Source organism: Nostoc sp. UHCC 0252, assembly GCF_034931145.1.
GTDB lineage: Bacteria > Cyanobacteriota > Cyanobacteriia > Cyanobacteriales > Nostocaceae > Nostoc.
Genome location: NZ_JAYGHE010000031.1, coordinates 63,036 through 81,934 on the forward strand (window position 1 = coordinate 63,036; position 18,899 = coordinate 81,934).

20 protein-coding genes are annotated in these 18,899 nt (G+C 41.6%); 14 read left to right on the forward strand and 6 right to left on the reverse strand.

Annotated elements, in window-relative coordinates; translation table 11 throughout:
- Positions 1-38 precede the first annotated feature (38 nt).
- From VB732_RS18225 to VB732_RS18235, 3 genes are all read left to right on the forward strand, one after another.
- Positions 39-2,789: a class I SAM-dependent DNA methyltransferase gene (locus tag VB732_RS18225; protein WP_323232316.1), complete on the forward strand. Its 2,751-nt coding sequence runs from the start codon at positions 39-41 to the stop codon at positions 2,787-2,789.
- 234 nt (positions 2,790-3,023) lie between these two features.
- On the forward strand, positions 3,024-3,347 hold the full coding sequence (locus VB732_RS18230; RefSeq protein WP_323232317.1) for a hypothetical protein: 324 nt from the start codon (positions 3,024-3,026) through the stop codon (positions 3,345-3,347).
- The gene (locus VB732_RS18235; protein ID WP_181931243.1) at positions 3,325-3,795 is read left to right on the forward strand and encodes a hypothetical protein; all 471 of its coding nucleotides are present in this window, start codon (positions 3,325-3,327) and stop codon (positions 3,793-3,795) included. Before VB732_RS18230 ends, VB732_RS18235 begins: the two co-directional genes overlap by 23 nt.
- 237 nt (positions 3,796-4,032) lie before the next feature.
- Here the strand turns inward: VB732_RS18235 and VB732_RS18240 are convergent, their stop codons facing one another.
- The 3 genes from VB732_RS18240 to VB732_RS18250 all read right to left on the reverse strand — a co-directional run bounded on the left by VB732_RS18240 (position 4,033) and on the right by VB732_RS18250 (position 6,944).
- Positions 4,033-4,170, reverse strand: coding sequence for a hypothetical protein (locus tag VB732_RS18240; protein WP_181931242.1), 138 nt, complete (start codon positions 4,168-4,170; stop codon positions 4,033-4,035).
- A 224-nt stretch (positions 4,171-4,394) separates the two neighbouring features.
- On the reverse strand, positions 4,395-5,675 hold the full coding sequence (locus tag VB732_RS18245; RefSeq protein WP_323232318.1) for a VWA domain-containing protein: 1,281 nt from the start codon (positions 5,673-5,675) through the stop codon (positions 4,395-4,397).
- A gap of 12 nt (positions 5,676-5,687) precedes the next feature.
- Positions 5,688-6,944 carry a VWA domain-containing protein gene (locus VB732_RS18250; protein ID WP_323232319.1) on the reverse strand — a complete coding sequence of 419 codons (1,257 nt, stop codon included), beginning with the start codon at positions 6,942-6,944 and terminating at the stop codon, positions 5,688-5,690.
- Positions 6,945-7,181: 237 nt separating this feature from the next.
- Between VB732_RS18250 and VB732_RS18255 the strand changes: the two genes are divergently transcribed.
- The 3 genes from VB732_RS18255 to VB732_RS18265 all read left to right on the forward strand — a co-directional run bounded on the left by VB732_RS18255 (position 7,182) and on the right by VB732_RS18265 (position 9,399).
- Positions 7,182-7,844: an ATP-dependent Clp protease proteolytic subunit gene (locus tag VB732_RS18255; protein ID WP_323232320.1), complete on the forward strand. Its 663-nt coding sequence runs from the start codon at positions 7,182-7,184 to the stop codon at positions 7,842-7,844.
- 121 nt (positions 7,845-7,965) lie between these two features.
- Entirely contained in the window at positions 7,966-8,577 is a 612-nt protein-coding gene (locus VB732_RS18260) for an ATP-dependent Clp protease proteolytic subunit (RefSeq protein WP_012407740.1), read from the forward strand.
- Between the two features lie 201 nt (positions 8,578-8,778).
- The gene (locus tag VB732_RS18265; protein WP_323232321.1) at positions 8,779-9,399 is read left to right on the forward strand and encodes a J domain-containing protein; all 621 of its coding nucleotides are present in this window, start codon (positions 8,779-8,781) and stop codon (positions 9,397-9,399) included.
- Positions 9,400-9,578: 179 nt separating this feature from the next.
- Here the strand turns inward: VB732_RS18265 and VB732_RS18270 are convergent, their stop codons facing one another.
- On the reverse strand, positions 9,579-10,778 hold the full coding sequence (locus tag VB732_RS18270) for a PLP-dependent aminotransferase family protein (RefSeq protein ID WP_323232322.1): 1,200 nt from the start codon (positions 10,776-10,778) through the stop codon (positions 9,579-9,581).
- A gap of 246 nt (positions 10,779-11,024) precedes the next feature.
- On the opposite strand from VB732_RS18270, the gene VB732_RS18275 reads away from it, so the two are divergent.
- From VB732_RS18275 to VB732_RS18290, 4 genes are all read left to right on the forward strand, one after another.
- The gene (locus VB732_RS18275) at positions 11,025-11,219 is read left to right on the forward strand and encodes a hypothetical protein (RefSeq protein ID WP_323232333.1); all 195 of its coding nucleotides are present in this window, start codon (positions 11,025-11,027) and stop codon (positions 11,217-11,219) included.
- Positions 11,146-11,313, forward strand: coding sequence for a transporter substrate-binding domain-containing protein (locus VB732_RS18280; protein WP_323232323.1), 168 nt, complete (start codon positions 11,146-11,148; stop codon positions 11,311-11,313). Before VB732_RS18275 ends, VB732_RS18280 begins: the two co-directional genes overlap by 74 nt.
- Before the next feature lie 298 nt (positions 11,314-11,611).
- Positions 11,612-13,606 carry a serine/threonine phosphatase gene (locus VB732_RS18285; RefSeq protein ID WP_323232324.1) on the forward strand — a complete coding sequence of 665 codons (1,995 nt, stop codon included), beginning with the start codon at positions 11,612-11,614 and terminating at the stop codon, positions 13,604-13,606.
- A 39-nt stretch (positions 13,607-13,645) separates the two neighbouring features.
- Positions 13,646-14,914 carry a protein kinase domain-containing protein gene (locus VB732_RS18290; RefSeq protein ID WP_323232325.1) on the forward strand — a complete coding sequence of 423 codons (1,269 nt, stop codon included), beginning with the start codon at positions 13,646-13,648 and terminating at the stop codon, positions 14,912-14,914.
- 85 nt (positions 14,915-14,999) lie between these two features.
- On the opposite strand, the gene VB732_RS18295 is transcribed toward VB732_RS18290, so the two are convergent.
- Complete coding sequence (locus tag VB732_RS18295) at positions 15,000-15,218, reverse strand: DUF4327 family protein (protein ID WP_012407469.1); 219 nt, start codon at positions 15,216-15,218, stop codon at positions 15,000-15,002.
- A 664-nt stretch (positions 15,219-15,882) separates the two neighbouring features.
- Positions 15,883-16,035, reverse strand: a complete 153-nt coding sequence (locus tag VB732_RS18300; protein WP_323232326.1) for a hypothetical protein — start codon at positions 16,033-16,035, stop codon at positions 15,883-15,885.
- A 144-nt stretch (positions 16,036-16,179) separates the two neighbouring features.
- On the opposite strand from VB732_RS18300, the gene VB732_RS18305 reads away from it, so the two are divergent.
- The 4 genes from VB732_RS18305 to VB732_RS18320 form a co-directional block, all read left to right on the forward strand.
- Entirely contained in the window at positions 16,180-16,587 is a 408-nt protein-coding gene (locus tag VB732_RS18305) for a tetratricopeptide repeat protein (protein WP_323232327.1), read from the forward strand.
- A 101-nt stretch (positions 16,588-16,688) separates the two neighbouring features.
- Positions 16,689-17,237 carry an acyltransferase gene (locus VB732_RS18310; RefSeq protein WP_323232328.1) on the forward strand — a complete coding sequence of 183 codons (549 nt, stop codon included), beginning with the start codon at positions 16,689-16,691 and terminating at the stop codon, positions 17,235-17,237.
- Positions 17,238-17,270: 33 nt separating this feature from the next.
- Positions 17,271-18,326, forward strand: coding sequence for an FkbM family methyltransferase (locus VB732_RS18315; RefSeq protein ID WP_323232329.1), 1,056 nt, complete (start codon positions 17,271-17,273; stop codon positions 18,324-18,326).
- A 118-nt stretch (positions 18,327-18,444) separates the two neighbouring features.
- Positions 18,445-18,899 (forward strand): DegT/DnrJ/EryC1/StrS family aminotransferase (locus VB732_RS18320; RefSeq protein WP_323232330.1); only part of this gene is annotated, 455 nt, incomplete at its 3' end.

An 18,899-nucleotide genomic window follows, 5' to 3' on the forward strand; every position in this document is an offset into this window, starting at 1 on the left:
TAAAGATTGCCTAAAATTATGCCTTAACATTTGCCGATATGCCTCTAAGTTGGAATGAAATTAAGCAAAGGGCGATCTCCTTTTCTAAAGAATGGGAAACTGAAACTTCAGAAAAGTCAGAGTCACAATCCTTCTGGAATGATTTTTTTAATGTGTTTGGCATTTCACGGCGGCGGGTAGGAAGTTTTGAGTTACCAATTAAAAAGGCAGATAATAAACAAGGCTTTATCGATCTTTTGTGGAAAGGGACGATTTTGGTGGAGCATAAGTCTAGGGGTAAGGACTTAGATAAAGCTACACAACAGGCAAAAGATTATTTTCCAAATTTAAAGGAGCATGAATTACCAAAATATATTTTGGTTTCGGATTTCCAAAAATTCAGGCTTTATGATTTAGATACGAACGAAACTACAGAGTTTGAGCTACAGAATTTTGTAAATCATGTGCATCTATTCGGCTTTATGGCGGGATATGAAAAACGGGTTTATAAGGATGAAGATCCTGTCAATATTGCGGCGGCGGAATTGATGGGGGATCTGCATGATCGCCTCAAAGAAATTGGTTACATAGGGCATGATCTAGAAGTATATCTAGTGCGGCTATTGTTCTGTATGTTTGCCGATGATACGGGCATTTTTAATAAGGGAATTTTTTGGGAATATATTGATTTGCATACCAAGGAAGATGGCAGTGATTTGGCGATGCACATTGCTTGGATTTTCCATATTTTAAATACTCCAAATGAGAAGCGGTTAAAAAATTTAGATGAGAATTTAGCGCAGTTTCCCTATGTGAATGGGAAGTTATTTGAGGAACCTTTACAACCTGCGGCTTTTGATAAACCGATGCGCGAGATGTTGTTAAAGGCTTGTGCGTTTGATTGGGGCAAAATTTCCCCTGCGATTTTTGGGTCGATGTTTCAGGCGGTAATGAATCAGACAGAACGGCGCAATTTAGGGGCGCATTACACTTCTGAAAAGAATATTCAAAAGTTGATTAAACCGCTTTTTTTGGATGATCTTTATACTGAATTTGAGAAGGCAAAGGGTAGTAAGGGCAAACTAGAAACATTACATAAAAAGATTGCCAATTTATATTTCCTTGATCCTGCTTGTGGTTGTGGTAATTTCTTGATTATTACTTATCGGGAGTTACGAGATTTAGAGATTCTGATTTTGTTGGAATTGAATAAGAGTGGGCAGTTAGTGACGGATATTAGCTCAATTATTCAAGTCGATGTAGATAAGTTTGCGGGGATTGAATATGATGAGTTTGCGGTGCGGGTGGCTGAGGTGGCGATGTGGTTAATCGATCATCAGATGAATGTGAAGGTGAGTAATGAGTTTGGGCAGTATTTTGTGCGGTTGCCATTGAAGAAATCCGCGAAGATTGTGCATGGTAATTCGTTGCGGATTGATTGGGAGTCTGTTGTTGCAAAAGAGAAGTTAAATTTTATTTTGGGTAATCCTCCATTTGTCGGAAAAGCCTTTCAAGATACTCAACAAAAAGCAGATATGCAAGAAATATTTGCAGGTGTGAAAGGTGCAGGAGTTTTAGATTATGTTGCGGCTTGGTATGTCAAGGCGGCTCAATTTATCCAAGATACAAATATTCATATTGCTTTTGTTAGCACCAGTTCAATTTCTCAAGGTGAGCAAGTCGGGATTCTTTGGCAAGAACTTTATAGCAGATGTAAAATTAAAATTCATTTTGCCCATCGTACCTTTAGTTGGAGTAATGAGGCTAAAGCTAATGCTGCTGTGCATTGTGTGATTATTGGCTTTGGTTTGTATAATATTGAAAATAAAAGGATTTTCGATTACATAGACATTAAAGGTGAACCGTCAGAAAAGAAAGTTAAAAATATAAATCCTTATTTAGTGGAAGGTAGCGATCTAGTAATTTTAAGCCGTAAAACTCCTATCTCAAATGTCCCCAACATTAATTTTGGTAGTATGCCTAATGATGGTGGTCATTTGATCCTGACTGAATCCGAAAAAGAAGAGTTTTTGAAAAATGAACCAGAAGCCGAAAAATGGATTAGACCATACACGGGAGCGCAAGAATTTATTAATGGATATTCACGTTACTGTTTTTGGCTCGTTGATATTCAACCTCAAGACCTAAAACGATTTAAGGGTATTACCCAAAGGATTGAAGAAGTTAAAAGAATGCGTAGTCAAAGTAATCGAGAAACAACTCGAAAACTAGCAGCTTTTCCAACACTTTTTGGAGAGAATAGACAACCAGAAACAAGTTACCTCCTTTTACCTCGCGTTTCCTCTGAACGAAGAAAGTATATTCCGATAGGCTTTATTGATAAAAATGTTATTGGTAATGATCAAGTTTCTATAATTCCTCATGCAACTCTATATCTATTTGGTGTTCTCACATCTGAAATGCACATGACTTGGGTTAAGTATGTCTGTGGAAGATTAAAAAGTGATTTTCGCTATTCCAATACAATCGTTTACAACAACTATCCATTCCCTGAAACCGCAAACGACAAACAAAAGCAAAAAGTCGAAACCGCCGCACAAAAAGTATTAGACACAAGGGCAAAATATCCTGATAGTAGCCTCGCCGATCTTTACGATCCTCTGACCATGCCGCCCGACTTGGTAAAGGCACATCAAGCCCTAGATAAAGCGGTAGACCTTTGCTATCGTCCCCAACCCTTCGTTAGCGAACTAAATCGCATTGAGTATTTATTTAGTAAAAATGAAGCCCTAAGTGCGCCACTGTTCAAAGTCGAGAAGAAAAAGCGAAGCCAGAAAAAAGAGAGTTAATAAATTAGATGATGTGGCGATCGCTATTAACGTGAGTTGTGATTTCTAGGCTATTGCTTCAATTATCTATCTGCTAAAGGCTTTGCGGTATGCGATCGCTATTTCTGTGAGTCGTAATTTTTAGGCGATCGCTTCAATTATGTAACTGCTAGAGGTTTTGCTAATAACTTAAGAACAAGGAAATAGGCGATCGCGTAACATAGAATTATAACTGACTTCAAAACAGCAAATTATATGCTAGGAGCAAATATAAGCGACAACCAAGAGCTTTCTCAGCTAATCCAACAAGCCAACTCTAAGCGAGAAGCGATCGCCTTAGTCCAAGAAGGGCAACCAAAAGCAGTGCTGTTAAGTTTAGAAATGTTTCAACATTTGATAGGGATTAGCGATCGCCGAGAACAGCTATCAAACGAAGCATTTGCAACTATGTCGCATCAACTTTTTACCAAATATGGCTATGACTCGACCGACAAAATTATGGAACTTATTCAGGATGTAAAACAAGAAATATCAACAGAAAGAGAGCAAAGGCTAAATGACGGTGAAATCAAAGTTTAGTTTGCCCAAATCAATATTTCTCGATACAAATATCTACATTCTGGGAGCGCTTGATTTAGCCAGCGATGAAAGCAAAATTTTATCCTTGCTAGTAAGTGATGAAAATAGCGATGAGCAAACTAGAGTTATCTTCTCTCAAGAACTTATCGATCAAATCTTACGAGTTGGTAAACGCTTGCAAAACAAAGACTGGTCAAGTGGTCTGTTAACAAGACTTTGGCAGCAATTGAAAGTAGATTTCATATTTGTAGAAGACCAAGATATTCAAGCGATCGCTGATGCTGGCATAATTCCCCGTGAAGATGCAGGTGTTTACCTGACTGCCAAGCAAGGAAAAGCAAAATGTTTTGTATCCAGAAATTACAAACTAATTCGCGCACTTGTCGAGCAAACTGAAGAATTTGAATGTTTCACTCCAAGCGAGTTCTTACAAAAATATGCCCCATAAGCTAGATAAACTGATTTGTTTGAGCGATCGCATCAATATCCATCTCCTAAAGGCGATCGCTATTATTGTGAGTCGTAATTTTTAGGCGATCGCTTCAATTATGTAACTGCTAGAGGTTTTGCTGATAACTTAAAAACAAGGAAATAGGCGATCGCGTAACATAGAATTATAACTGACTTCAAAACAGCAAATTATATGCTAGAAGCAAATATACGCGACAACCAAGAGCTTTCTCAGCTAATCCAACAAGCCAACTCTAAGAGGTTGTTTGAAAAGTGTCAGCTTGAGCCTTAAATGCAACTCAGAGAAGCGATCGCAAGTTCCACAACCCTCATTCTCTCGTTCAATTTCTCGATAGCTAGAGTAGTCAAACATACGTTGGATGACTTTTCAAACATCCTCTAAGCGAGAAGCGATCGCCTTAGTCCAAGAAGGGCAGCCAAAAGCAGTGCTGTTAAGTTTCATCAGAGGTTTGACTTACTAAATTGGCTTGTTTATTTAAGTAATTCACGCATTTATTTTGGTGTATCGTTTATTTGTAGTTAATTAATTCTGCTTAATTTTTGCATCGTCCTACTTGTGCGAATTCAAAAAAGTTACTATTCCTGTAAAACAGTCTTTGATACAATCCTAGTTTTCTTCAGGTCAGCTTCAGAAAGTTCTTCTCCAGCTTGCAGGCGAGTGGCGGAAGTTTGCAACACTGTCGCTGCACCTTTATCTCCAATTTGTAAAGCGGTTTTAGCTGCTGTTTGTAGCATCGTGGCTGCACCAGTGCGATCGCCTTGTAGCAATTTCGCCTCGGCTAATTGGGTTTGACGATACTTCGCTAATGCTAAAATTGACTGCTGCACCTGCGGATTAGAATCTGGTTGATACGCCCGCACCACATCTGCATACACAGGCATCAAGGGCGAAAGTAAACCTTGTTCGTTAACCAACGGGTCATCGTAACGAATTTGTAGATGAGCGATCGCTTGTTTACCCTCTGGCAATTGTCCCAGATAAATATTTGCCAAAACTACCCGTTCTACATCCTGCATCAAATCTCCCAAACGTACAGCAAAGCCACCATCAGCTTCTCGTTCCACTGGTAACTCGATTGTGTCTGGGGCAACTTGAGCAATGGGTTTCAATTCTGCTAATCGGACATTAGGCACTAGAGATAACAGCAAGTAGGCATTAGTTAGCCCAATAGATTGAATCCGTCCAAACAGTCGGCTAAATTGCTCCACAGCTTGTTCAGGGCGTTCAATATGCGCTAGAGTCCCACCACCGACATCGGCAATTTTTTCTAGCAAATCCTGATTCCAGCTATTGCCAAACCCGAAGGTGTTGATAGTTAGGTTCAGTTTGGCAGCTTTTTGCGCGAGTTGAAGACAGCGCTTATTGTCATCTCGCCCAATATCCCACTTCCAAATTCGCAAACCGCTTTCACCATGCCCATCCGTCAGCAGAAACGCCTGGGAAACAGCGCCTCTTGTACCCTTCATCAGTTCTGTAATTCCCAGTTCCAAACCCTCGGCGATCGCAGTGCCGCCGCTAGCAGTCAGCTTGCTTTTAATTTGAGATTTGATGCTTTCGGGGTCTTCGATCGCTTGGTTAGGGATAATGACTTCCGCAGTACCGGAAAAAGCCACAACTGAGATGCGATCGCCTACTTTCAACCGATCTATTAATCCTTCCACTGCCTGAATTACCGTTTTAATCGGTTGTCCATGCATGGAACCACTTCTATCCAGAATCAAGCAGAGGTTAAGGGGCAGATTTTGGTCAAACTCACCAGCGATAGCCGAAATAGTTATTGCTAGTTGACGTTGGCTACTTGTTTGAGCCATATCAACATTATTGTCATTTAACGCCGAGAGCAATTTAACTTTCATCTAAACCTGAGTTTACTGGGGAGGGGTATCTTGCAAAACTGTTTTGGAGACAATCCGGGTTTTCTTGCGATCGCTTTCAGATAAATCTCCACCAGATTGTAGCTGGGTGGCAGAAGTTTGCAACACCGTCGCAGCCCCAGTATCTCCCATTTGCAGAGCAGTTTTAGCAGCCGTTTGTAACATTGTTGCTGCACCACTGCGATCGCCCTGTTGCAATTTCGTCTCGGCTAGCTGGGTTTGGCGATACTTAGCTAATGCCAAAATAGACTGTTGCACCTGGGGATTCGGATCTGCTTGGTAGTTTTTCACTACATGGGCATAAACTGGGATATTTGGTGTAACTAAACCTACCTTGTTAGCGGCTGGATCGTCGTAGCGGACTTGCACATTAGCGATCGCTTGTTCACCTGCTGGCAATTGTCCCAAATAAATATTAGCTAAGATTATCCGTTCTGCATCTTTCATTAAATCTCCCAACCGCACAGCGAAACGTCCATCAGCTTCTTGTTGCAGTGGTAACTCAATTGTGTCTGGGGAAACTTGGGCAATAGGTTTAAGTTCTGCTAACCGGACATGGGGCATTAGGGACAATAACAGATAAGCATTAGTCAATCCCACTGTTTGAATCCGGCTAAACAGGCGATTAAACTCTTCGGCTGCCTGTTCGGGTTTTTGAATATAAGATAAAGTCCCTAAACCAGCATCAGCAATTTTTTCTAAAACATCTTGGTTCCAGTTGTCACCAAATCCCAAAGTGTTTAAAGTCAAATTATAGCTAGCAGCTAATTGGGCGAATTTCAAACAGCGATTATTATCACCATGTTCATTTTCCCCATCGGTTAATAAGAAGGCTTGGGAAACAGTATCTTTCTTTCCCTTCGCCAACTCCTCAATCCCCAAACGCAGCCCTTCATCAATCGCAGTCCCACCATCGGCTGCTAGGCGGTTAATTTGATTTTTGATTTTTTCTGGATCTTCGACACTTTGACTAGGTATTAAGACTTTGGCACGATGATCGAAAACTACAACACTGAGGCGATCGCTAGGATTAAGTCTATCTACCAGACGATTCGCTGCTTTTTTGACCGTTTCTAGCGATCGCCCGTTCATAGAACCACTATGATCGAGAATTAAACATAAATTCAGGGGCACATGGCGATCTTGAGTCTCTGCGATCGCCGAAATCGAAATTCCCAACTGACGTTGACTATTCGGTTGATTCGCGTCCAAATTACCATCATTCAAGGCAGGCTGCAAGCTAACCTTCATAACTTAAAGTCCTTATTCAGGATTACATATTAATAAATAACTTCAAAGCACCACTTTAGCTCTACGGAAAACCTATCCAACACAAATACATGAATATAATCAGAATATCTTAGAAGCCAACCATTGGCAGATGCAAAGCCACCTGAAGCATTAGGGAGAAATCCGCACCTTGAGGGAAGCCTGCATCGCGCTAGGATGTATTACAGTTAACGGCATAGTTTCAGGCGATCAGTTGCTATGGACATTTCCCCAATCAAAGCTGTTCAAGCCCCATATTACGGCGATAGCTCTTACCGGACACCACCGCCAGATTTGCCTTCCCTCTTATTGAAGGAGCGAATTGTCTATATTGGGATGCCACTGGTGCCTGCTGTCACGGAATTAATTGTGGCCGAGTTGCTGTTTTTGCAGTCCGACGACCCCGAAAAGCCCATTAAAATCTATATCAATTCCACCGGCACTTCCGGTTACAGTGGCGAACCCATTGGCTTTGAAACCGAAGCCTTCGCCATCTACGACACCATGAAATATATCAAACCTCCTATCCATACCATCTGCGTCGGTTCCGCGATGGGTATGTCAGCCATGCTTCTCAGTGCTGGGACAAAAGGTTGCCGCGCTAGTTTGCCTCACTCTTCGATTATCCTGCATCAGCCTAAGAGCTACGCCCAAGGTCAAGCAACGGATATTCAAATTCGGGCAAGGGAAGTTTTGGTAAATAAAGGCGCGTTAGTTGATATCTTAAATCAGACTACTGGCCAGCCCCGCGAAAAAATTACTAAAGACATGGATCGGCTGTTATATCTAACACCTTATGAAGCGAAGGAATACGGGCTAATTGACCGAGTTTTTGAGAAAGAAGAACTCGCAAATCCCCCACTTCCAGCCAGTGTCCTTTAGTGAGTGCTGAGTACTGAGTGCTGAGTGCTGAGTAGAGACGCGATTAATCGCGTCTGTACAGGAGTTATGAGTTATTCCTAACTCTCCTACCATCCGCAAATTATTAAAAACGGAGTAAATTATGCCTATAGGCGTTCCTAAAGTTCCTTACCGGATGCCCGGAGGACAATATACAGATTGGATTAGCATCTACGATCGCCTTTACCGGGAACGAATTATATTCTTGGGGCGTGATATTGATGATGAAATTGCCAATCAAATAATTGCTGTAATGCTGTATCTGGACTCTGACGATCCAGGTAAAGATATTTATTTATACATCAATTCTCCCGGTGGGATGGTTACATCTGGCATGGCGATTTTTGACACCATGCAACATATCAAATCAGATGTGGTAACTATTTGCGTGGGTTTAGCTGCTTCAATGGGGTCTTTCCTGTTGGCTGCTGGCACTAAGGGTAAACGGCTTGCATTACCTCACTCACGGATTATGATTCACCAACCTTCAGGTGGAACCCGTGGACAAGCAACCGATATCGAAATTGAAGCTAGAGAGATTCTGCGGATTCGTCACCAGCTTAATGGCATTTATGCCGATAAAACCGGTCAGACCATAGCAAAAATTGAAAAAGATATGGATCGCGACTTTTTCATGTCTGCTGAAGAGGCTAAAGAATACGGTTTGATTGACCGTGTGATTGAAGAAAGAACCTCTATAGTAGCAGGCGAGTAAGGGAGCAGGGAGCAGGGAGCAGGGGAGGAAGAACTATTGCCCAATTCCCCGTTCCCAATTCCCAATTCCCCATTCCCAAACAAACTGTCAAAATTGAACTTTAAAATAGAACATTAGCCTTTATCATTAATAATCCAGGCTTGAAGCTGATAATGACAGATAATAGCCAATAGCTAAATATTCGATAGCTCATAGCTCAAGATGGATCTTGGAGATTGCTACCGTTTGCTAGGTTTAAGATCGGGAGCTTCTTTTGCTGATATCAAAGCGTCTTACCGACGGCTGGCGCAGCAATATCATCCCGATATCAACCCAGATGACAAAAAAGCCAAAGATAAGTTTATTGCCTTAACAGAGGCTTACAAACTCCTGCTGACGGTAGTACTGCCAGAGGAAACTGCTGCACATTCAAGTCAGGTGGCAACTGCGCGTGATGAGACGAAGGCAACGCAGCGACAGAAAACACCAGTCACAACGGTGACAAGCCAAGAACCAGGAAGACCAAAGCCGCCTAATCTGGTGGAAATAGAAGAACGGCTAAAGTGGAAGACTTATGAGCAATTGCAGAGATTTTTGCAAGAAAGACGCTTTCCCCAAGCGATCGCACTAGCGGAAGCTTTAGCAGATCGTTTGTCCACAGATGCAGAAGTCCGGCAATGGCTAGCGATCGCTTATCAAATTTGGGGACGGGCGTTAATTTCTGAAAACCAACTGCTCAAAGCCAGAATTTATCTCAAAAAAGCTTTGAAAACAGACCCCCATAATAAAAGTCTCTGGTACGAAGTGCAGCGCGATTTCCAACGCTTAGAACAAATTTTTTAAATATTTACAAAATTTAAAATCTGCTAAAATCTCGTTTTTAGGTAAGTTGTACCGCATTTAATTTGCATAACTAGGGCGGGCAAGATGCCCACCCCACAAGAGTTATTGGGAGGCGGGAGCCTACTAAAAAGAATTCCCAGTCTCAGACTGGGAACGAATTACGAATTACGAATTACGAATTACCGCAATCCGCGCAACACTGCTCCTAATGTAACGATTCCCTCAACAATCTTCTGTGTTGGCTGGAAGCTAAAAGCTAATCTGATGGCATCATCCCCCTGTCCATTGGTGTAGCAGCGAGTCCCTGGCAGAAAACTAATGCCGTGTTCACTGGCAGCCATGAGGAGTGCTTTAGCGCTGATATCTGGTGGCAATTTACACCAAACAAAAAACCCACCATCGGGACGCAAAGCAACTATATCACTGGGAAACTCTTGAGCGATCGCTTCTAACAGCAAATTGCACTTATGCTTGTAGCAGGCAATTAGCTCTTGAATGTGATTCTCTAGTTTCCCTGTGGCACAGTAACGGGCAACAACATGGCTGACAAACGGCCCCACAGGCCCCTCACTTTTGAACATCGCCAGCCGCTCAATAATCGCTGGATCGCCACAAGCCCATCCCAGCCGGATACCAGGCGCAATAATTTTCGAGAAGGTACTAACATATAATACCCACCCTTCCTGGTCTAGGCTTGCCAAGGGGGGCATAGTTTCGCCTCGAAAGCGCAAATCGCTATAAGCATCGTCTTCCACTATTAAAACGCCATACTCAGCCGCTAACGCTACCAGTTTTTGGCGGCGAAATAATGGCATAGTAGCGCCAGTAGGATTATGGAAGGTGGGGATAGTATAAATAAATCGGGGTCGGATGCCCTGTTTCTTCAAATCGTTCAATGTCACTTCTAGAGCATCCACATCCATGCCCAACTCATCTACAGGAATAGTAATTATGCGTGCGCCAGCGTGGACAAATCTGGCAACTACTCCTAAAAAAGTTGGCCCTTCCACAATTACTACATCACCGGGTTCCACAAACACATCTGGTAGCAAGCCGAGAATCTGACCAGAACCGTAGCCAATGATCAGGCGATCGCGGTCGGCAGCAATTCCCTTAGCCTGTAAGCGGAGGATAATTTGCTCATACAGTTGAGCAGCAGGTGGGCCGTAATTGAGAGCGATCGGAGCCTCTTCTGCTAGCACAACGGCACTGGCAGCAGCCAAGTCAGCGTGAGGAAAGAGAATTGGGTCGGCTAGACCGTAGGCAAAGCTGACAGAGACGATTTTGCTTAACTCTGTACCGTAAGTAGGTGGCGCGAGGTTTTTTGCTCGTTCAGCGAACAAATCAGTAATTTGGTAAGCAGGGGTTGTAGAAACCATAAGTAGTCAAAAATTAGAAGTCAGAATACAGAAAACATAAGTAGGTAATTAGCGAAAAGTCAGATTGGGAGCTTCCTTTGATTTAAACTTTTCACGAAAGCGAAAGTCTAAACTTTCGTTAGTCGCCCAGGATTCATAATGGATTGTCGCTACTGACGGATGTATTCTTTCTTATAACATCATCACAAGTATCGTGAATATTGACTGATAGAACGGAATTACTACAGTGAAATTAATTAACTTCAAGTGGCAGCAGCTAATTGTCGGCTTAGGCGATTAGCGATCGCTGTTCGAGAAGACAACCAAAATATTCAAGACTCCAATAGTCTCGAAGGTAAAAAAAATCGCACTTTGTATGCAATCAAAAATGGAAGACTCAAAGGCATCAGAGTTGTTGCCGATTTACTCACCGAAAGACTCCCCCCATCTAGATGCAATTAACAAAGCTATAGGGGCTTTGTTATCCAATGGCACTTACAAGCAAATTTATCAAAAATGGTTTGCCGCAGAACCCCCACAATTACCACACTCTTGACATTGGGCATTGGGAAGAGGACTTGGGGACAAGGAGAATTTGGGACAAGGGGAAAGACTTGTTTCAATTTCTCACCTTTTGTCCCCCTGCCCCCTGCCCCCCTGCTTCCTATCCCCATTCCCAATTCCCAAAATATTAAATATTTATCTAATATGCGTCACAATTAATACTGCCACCAAAATTCATTGATAAACTACAATCTCTTGTAGGTCTACTTTAGTCAGGGACAGCCAATTGTGGCACCTTGGATCTTAGTGGCTAGAAGCACCTCGGAGCCGGAATTAAAGGAACTTCCACTATGCTGATTTGCCCTCAGTGTAAATTTGAAAACCCCAAAAGCAACAAATTCTGTCAAAGCTGTGGCACATCCCTGACCCACAAAGTTTGTCCTGAATGCAGTGCTGAAGATGTACCTGTCAATGCACTACGTTGTCATAACTGTGGCGCGGAATGTGGAACAGTATTTTGGGCAATTATTGCTAAAAAAACACCTGTCGAAGTTTTGGGAGTAGAGAAAGAGTTAGGAGATATAGGAGTAGCAGGAGATGAGGAAACAATATCCTCTTCATCTCCTTTATCCCCTACTTCCCAGATTGCATTAGGCTCCTATTTAGACTCTCAAGAGCGTTATCAATTGTTAGATCCGCTACCTACCCAAACGGAAAGTAGCACCATTACTGATGTAGGTGTGAGAGTTCTAGACTGCCAGCCGTATCAAATATCATGTATTGAGGCAATGCTAGCAAGTCAGCAATCAGATTTGCTAACGCCATCAATAGAAGCGAATGGAATTCCTTACCTTGCTAAACTTTATATTGCTTTGCAGTCCCAAGGTCAGCGCGAGATACCACTGATTCACGATGCATGGCAACAGGGAGATATGCAGGTAGTAATAATTGAAGACCGCTCAAATTGGCAGCCTTTAGTAGACCTGTGGCAAGAAGAGACAACAAGTTCGTTAAAAATTTTGCACTGGTGTTATCAAATGACCCAACTTTGGGCTTTGTTGGAACCAGTAAATTGTCGTCAAAGCCTTTTAGATTTGGCGAATTTGCGATTGGATGAAGACCAAACGCTGGCGCTGCAAAGATTGTATCTCGAAGATTCGAGTCCTTTGCCCGCTACGGAATTGTCAGAAAATGCCGAAGCCCAAACATCTCCTATTCCAGAGGAGGCGTTAACCATTCAAGCTTTGGGGCGGGTTTGGCAAGCACTATTTAGGCAGTCTCAACGCACTCAATTTGGCTCTGTAGTCCAGATGTTGGGGGATTTAGATGTAGGTAATATTCACACGATCGCACAATTGCGATCGCGTTTAGAAGAAATATCTATTGAACTGGAAGCGCTAGGAACGGCAACTTTGCCCCCAATAAAGGAGAACAATACTACTGTGTCCACTATGCCGCAATCAGACGAAGCAGAAGACATTATTAGCAAAACTGATGATATGCAGACTGTTGTGCTGGCGATGCAGTTAAGTAGTTTGGAAGATGCAGGACGTACAGATGTAGGTCGTCAACGTCATCATAACGAAGACTGCTTTGGTATTGAAACCAAAATTCAGAAGTTGGAGTTCCCTAAAAGTCGAGTTCTGGAAGGGCATGGTTTGTATATTCTCTGTGACGGTATGGGTGGACACGCTGGCGGCGAGATAGCCAGTGAGTTAGCAGTCAACACCCTACGGCAATACTTTCAAGAACGTTGGGTTACTAACCAACTGCCAACAGAAGATAGCATTCGTGAGGCAGTGTATTTAGCTAATGAGGCGATTTACAAGCTAAATCAACAAGATGCCCGTTCTGGAGTAGGGCGGATGGGTACAACTCTGGTAATGCTATTAATTCAAGATACTCAAGCAGCAGTTGCCCATGTGGGAGATAGCCGTCTTTATCGGTTGACGCGCAAGCGGGGGCTAGAACAAGTCACAGTAGATCACGAAGTTGGGCAACGGGAAATTACGCGCGGAGTGGAAGCAAGCATAGCTTACGCCCGCCCGGATGCCTACCAACTCACCCAAGCTTTGGGGCCTCGTAATGAAAATTCAATTAATCCCGATGTCGGCTTTTTCGAGATTAATGAAGATACTCTTCTGCTATTGGCATCGGACGGTCTATCAGATAATGATTTATTGGAAACCCATTGGCAGACTCATTTAGAACCCTTACTTAGTTCGGGCGCTAACTTAGAACAGGGTGTTACAAACTTAATTGATTTGGGAAACCAACATAATGGTCACGACAACATTACTGGTATACTAATTCGGGCAAAAGTACGCCCAAATCTCGAAAGTTAATCAAAAATTCCCTAATCCCTTTACCTTATAGGTTGTATTGTGGTTAGTCTGACTCTGCTAGAACCGCAACAAAAAACGCCTCTCCAGCAGTGGTGCTTTGAGAACTCTTCCATAATTCGGATTGGTCGAGCGGCAGATAATCACGTTGTTTTAACTGATAGTTTAGTTTCACGGCATCATCTGGAACTGAGACACGTCGATTCTGCCGACAATAGTGGTGGTTGGCGGCTGATTAGTCAGGGTACTAATGGGACTTTCCTCAACGGTATCCTTGTGATTCAGAGTCCGTTACCAGATAATTCCCTTTTGCAACTCGCACAGGGAGGCCCAATACTGCACTTCCAAATTCAAGAGGTAACAGTACTAGAAATTAGTGCGCGATCGCAAAAAACGCAAGAAACAGAAGAAAATGCCGTTGCAACTGTCTATTCAGCCGAAGGTAAATACACTTGCACCCACGAAGGTAACTCTCCAAACAATCTGTTTTGCATCCACTGCGGTCAACCTCTCTCTGTACAACAGAAAATTCGCCATTATCAGGTGTTGCGAACTCTCGGACAAGGAGGTATGGGTACTACTTATCTCGCTTGGGATGGAGCTAGTCAGATGGGAAGCACCCCGCGACTGTTGGTGTTAAAGCAAATGAATGCTGATATGGTAAAAATTGCCAAAGCTCAAGAATTATTTGAGCGAGAGGCGTATACTCTCAAATCCCTTAACCATCCGGGAATTCCCAAGTATTACGACTTCTTTGTAGAAGATGGAAAAAAATACTTGGCAATGGAACTAATTCACGGTCAAGATTTAGAGAAACGTGTCTATACTACTGGCCCAGTTACACCAAGCCAAGCGATCGCTTGGATGATCCAAACCTGCGAGATTTTGGAATATCTTCATAGCCAAGAACCTCCACTGATCCACCGCGACATTAAACCCGCCAACCTTATGGTGCGAAGTTCACTAAATCGCATAGTAGTGCTAGATTTTGGCGCAGTTAAGGAAATTGGCACAACGCCTGGTACTCGGATTGGTGCAGAAGGTTATTGCGCTCCTGAACAAGAACGGGGACAACCTCTGACACAATCTGATTTGTATGCAATTGGGCCAACGCTGATTTTTCTGCTCACAGGCGAAAACCCTTTCAAGTATTACCGCCAACGGGGGCGAAACTTCAGGTTTGATGTGGCAAAAGTTCCGACGATTAGTTCCCAATTAAGAGATGTGATTGATCGCGTTACAGAACCATTACCACGCGATCGCTATCAAACTGCCAAAGAGTTAGCTGCGGCGTTAGCTGGTTGCCAATAACGAGACTAGGGACTGGGGACTAGGGACTGGGGGATAGGAAACATTTTTACCTAGTCCCCAATACCCAATCGCCACTACCCAATACCTATTCCTCGTCCCAAGTTTCTACAGCTAGGAGTTCACTAACTGGGTCTTGCATACTAAAGCCAAAGTCAAGCAGTTCCTGTTTCCAGTGCTGCCATTCATTACCATAAAGCAAAGCGATTTTCCAGATGCTATCGCTTGGCTTGATAATATTAGATTCTATGAGTGATTGCACATTGCGCTGCAATTTCACCATCGGGTGAATCACTTGCTGAGTCATAACCTCGATTGAATTCAGATTTTGTTGGTAAATACTTAATTAAAACTGCTTCCCATTCTGCAATTGTTGCCGGGTCGTAGAGTGGTGTAATTTTGGTAAAGCTAGTCTTAACTTTCTAACTATACCATAACAAACTCTACTAAATTACTGGTAAATTCGGTTTTGTACGGTAATTACCACCACAAAACTCTAATTCCACCAAGCAGCCTTTGAACTTTTTGCAGAAATCATGCAAAGGTTCAAGCGTAAGGTTCGTCCTTTTCTATCTTTACCCTTTTCCACAAGAGTACAACACTATCTTTTGTAAGATATCTATTGTGGACGCAGAGCAAAAAAATTAGTCGTCTGGGAAATGACACTAAGTTGTGTGACTGATGACGACTGGGAAGAATCTATCTGTTTGGATCACGAAAAATATGCTTGCTTATTGAAGAACCAATAGAACACGGGCTAGTTTGAAAGTTTTGGACTGACAAGTAAATTTGCAGTTGAGTAGAAATATCTACTGTTTTTGCTCATTTAAATGTTATTTAACATATCGCAAACATCTGGCATTAGGCAGAATCATCGTAAATCTTTATATATTTAATTTTGTGCCCAGGGGTAGGAGCGGGTTTTGTTTTGAAGTATGCAAGACTTACGCAAAAATAACGTAACTCTGTCATTACGAGCGATAGTGAAGTAATCCCCCCTGACGCTGGGATTGCTTCCCTACACTCCGTTCCGATCGCAATGACAATATCGGTGTTGCGTAAGTCCTAGTATGGTAGCGTGGCGATCGCATGGCTAAATTGTCGGTACAGTATGGGATTACCATAAACTTCCCTCGTCTTCAGAGTCAGCTTTTAAAGTTTGTGTAAAAAATTTTTAGTTTAGATGTTAGTTTCTGTTGAGCAGATGGGTATCCTCAAAACGGGAGGGTTGCTGACACCTAACTATTTAACGCAGCAATAATTGATACATGCCTGGTTCCTCGGAAGAATACCTAATCGCCCGCAAAAAGCAGATTGGGCGGCGACAAAAGATTGTAACGATAGTGTCGATGTTCTCGTTTTTTGGCTCTACGTTATTTGCAATCATTCCAGCAATTCAACAGGCTAGCCAGCCTAAGCCAGCAACTGCGTCTGTTTCTGCTGACTCAGCATTACAGCAACAGGCGCAGGGTTACGAGTTGGTTTTGCGGCGGGAACCAGAAAACCAACTTGCTTTAGAGAAACTGTCTTTGCTGCGGTTGCAATTGAAGGATGCTAAAGGTGCAAGGGAACTTTTAGAGAAGCTGGTGAAGTTACACCCCGAACGGCAAGATTACAAAGTTGTATTAGAGCAAGTTAAGAAGCAACAAGGGAATGGCGATAAGCCAAGTAAATAACAAGCTGATTTTCTTAATTGCCAAGCTCAGAGTTAAGTAATCAAAGCGATAATTTATTGAATCGATATTTATAAATTATTTAAAATGTGAGGTTAACAAACATGCAAACCCCTATTGATAAGTATGGTATACCAAGTGTAAGTATTTTTGAGTATACAAAGATAATAGGTTTAGAAAATATAGAATTTGGTAGAAATATCATAATCGATGATTTTGTATTTATATATGCCAAAAAAGGAATCAAGATAGGTAACAACGTTCATATTGCATCATTCACTTCAATAACAGGAGGTGAGTATTTTACAATGGAGGATTTTTCAGGTTTATCTTCTGGTGTAAGAATTTTTACTGGTTCAGAAGATTTTCAAGAATGGGGTTTTGGAAATCCTACAATTGACGAAAAGTATAGAAATACTAAGAGAGCACCTATACACATTGGCAAATTTTGTGTAATCGGTGCAAATAGCGTTATTTTACCAGGTGTTACTGTTGGCGAAGGTGCTACAGTTGGCGCTGGCTCAGTTGTTAGCAAAAACTTAGAGCCGTGGGGAATATATATTGGAAATCGCAAAATCGGTGATCGGGATAAATCAGGAGTCCTTGAAAACTACAACAAATTTTTATTAGAAAATATAATTTCTACAAATTAGCCCAATATATTAGAAATATGGTGACAAAAAATTATGTCCAAATTTATCAATGATATTATCCATGATTTTTATGTAAACATTCATATTCTTCAGGAAAATAACTGGGATTACGATAGGTTTAAAACATCAGCAAGAGATCATACCAACAGACAGATTTTTATAGACTCATACAGTTATTATCTTAAGTTTTTTTTCAAAAACCAAGAAAATCTTCAGCAAGTTAACGAAATTCTAGCTGATTCTGAATCTAAGAATTGGTTAACAAACTTATTACTTTTCCGACTGTTAGGACATCTACACTTTAAATTACCTAGCAATAATGAACAACATTGGCTAGACAGACAGAAAGCTAGGGAAATGATAGTTTCAGAATCTGATATAGATTACTCTGGTATTTTTGGCGGATTGCAGAAGTATGCAGTTAGTTTTGAAGATCAACATATTAGTATTGATTGCTGGTGGATAAATGTAGCTTGGACATTTTTGTTCAAGCAGTATTACTTTAGTAGAAATAATGTTCAAATATGTCCTGAGCCAGGAGATTATGTTATTGATGCTGGTGCGTGCTTTGGTGATACAGCAATAGCTTTTGCAGCAACTATTGGTTCAGAAGGCAAAGTTTTTTCATTTGAAATAGAGCCGCAGAATTTAGATATTTTTTGCTACAATTTGATGCAGAATGAGGATTTGGCAGAGAGAGTATTTATTAGTGATTATGCTCTAAGTGATAGTTCGGAAACTCAGCTTTATTTACATGGCAAGGGGCCTGGTGCAAATATTAGTAACACTCCATCGGAACTACCAATAGCTACTACCACAATTGATCAATTTGTATTTGAAAAAAGTCTAGATAGAGTGAATTTTATTAAAATGGATATTGAAGGTGCTGAATTAAGTGCCTTACATGGGGCTGTAGAAACTATCCGAAAGTTTCGTCCAAAACTTGCTATTTCTGTATATCATCAACCAAATGATATTTTTGATATTCCTATTTTTATCCATAGTTTAGATATTGGCTACCAGTTGTATATAGAACATTACACAATACATACTGAAGAAACAGTGCTTTACGCCAAAGTTATGGAATAAATCAAATTATTTTTGTCTTTTAATATATCAAAGACCCTCACTGTTAAAACTTCCTATAATTATTTGTTTAAAATCTTTTCTAAATTTTTCCCAAATACAAAATTAAAAAGCGCTTCAAATGAAACAACAATTGAATAACTTAGCTATATTTACTGGCATACCAACCTTTACAGAAAAATTACACGTTGGTTGTCCTAATATTGGAAACCGCGAACGCTTACTTAATCGTATCAATGACATCTTAGATAAAAGATGGCTAACGAACAATGGACTTTATGTACAAGAGTTTGAGCAACGCATTGCTGAATTTATCGGAGTAAAGCATTGCATTGCTAGCTGTAATGCTACTGTAGCATTAGAAATAGCTATCCGCGCTGCGGGTTTAAAAGGCGAAGTTATTGTCCCTTCTTTTACCTTTATTGCAACTGCACACGCTCTACAATGGCAAGAAATTACCCCTGTATTTTGTGATATTGATCCTAAAACCCATAACATCGATCCAAAGCAAATAGAGCAATTAATAACCCCACGTACTACAGGCATTATTGGCGTTCATTTGTGGGGCCGTCCTTG

Excerpts from the sequence above, each read along its gene's own strand:
- VB732_RS18225 (WP_323232316.1), top strand. The coding sequence starts at position 39 with ATGCCTCTAAGTTGGAATGAAATTAAGCAAAGGGCGATCTCCTTTTCT.
- VB732_RS18230 (WP_323232317.1), top strand. The coding sequence starts at position 3,024 with ATGCTAGGAGCAAATATAAGCGACAACCAAGAGCTTTCTCAGCTAATC.
- VB732_RS18235 (WP_181931243.1), top strand. The coding sequence starts at position 3,325 with ATGACGGTGAAATCAAAGTTTAGTTTGCCCAAATCAATATTTCTCGAT.
- VB732_RS18240 (WP_181931242.1), bottom strand. The coding sequence starts at position 4,170 with ATGTTTGACTACTCTAGCTATCGAGAAATTGAACGAGAGAATGAGGGT.
- VB732_RS18245 (WP_323232318.1), bottom strand. The coding sequence starts at position 5,675 with ATGAAAGTTAAATTGCTCTCGGCGTTAAATGACAATAATGTTGATATG.
- VB732_RS18250 (WP_323232319.1), bottom strand. The coding sequence starts at position 6,944 with ATGAAGGTTAGCTTGCAGCCTGCCTTGAATGATGGTAATTTGGACGCG.
- VB732_RS18255 (WP_323232320.1), top strand. The coding sequence starts at position 7,182 with ATGGACATTTCCCCAATCAAAGCTGTTCAAGCCCCATATTACGGCGAT.
- VB732_RS18260 (WP_012407740.1), top strand. The coding sequence starts at position 7,966 with ATGCCTATAGGCGTTCCTAAAGTTCCTTACCGGATGCCCGGAGGACAA.
- VB732_RS18265 (WP_323232321.1), top strand. The coding sequence starts at position 8,779 with ATGGATCTTGGAGATTGCTACCGTTTGCTAGGTTTAAGATCGGGAGCT.
- VB732_RS18270 (WP_323232322.1), bottom strand. The coding sequence starts at position 10,778 with ATGGTTTCTACAACCCCTGCTTACCAAATTACTGATTTGTTCGCTGAA.
- VB732_RS18280 (WP_323232323.1), top strand. The coding sequence starts at position 11,146 with ATGGAAGACTCAAAGGCATCAGAGTTGTTGCCGATTTACTCACCGAAA.
- VB732_RS18285 (WP_323232324.1), top strand. The coding sequence starts at position 11,612 with ATGCTGATTTGCCCTCAGTGTAAATTTGAAAACCCCAAAAGCAACAAA.
- VB732_RS18295 (WP_012407469.1), bottom strand. The coding sequence starts at position 15,218 with ATGACTCAGCAAGTGATTCACCCGATGGTGAAATTGCAGCGCAATGTG.
- VB732_RS18300 (WP_323232326.1), bottom strand. The coding sequence starts at position 16,035 with ATGGTAATCCCATACTGTACCGACAATTTAGCCATGCGATCGCCACGC.
- VB732_RS18305 (WP_323232327.1), top strand. The coding sequence starts at position 16,180 with ATGCCTGGTTCCTCGGAAGAATACCTAATCGCCCGCAAAAAGCAGATT.
- VB732_RS18310 (WP_323232328.1), top strand. The coding sequence starts at position 16,689 with ATGCAAACCCCTATTGATAAGTATGGTATACCAAGTGTAAGTATTTTT.
- VB732_RS18315 (WP_323232329.1), top strand. The coding sequence starts at position 17,271 with ATGTCCAAATTTATCAATGATATTATCCATGATTTTTATGTAAACATT.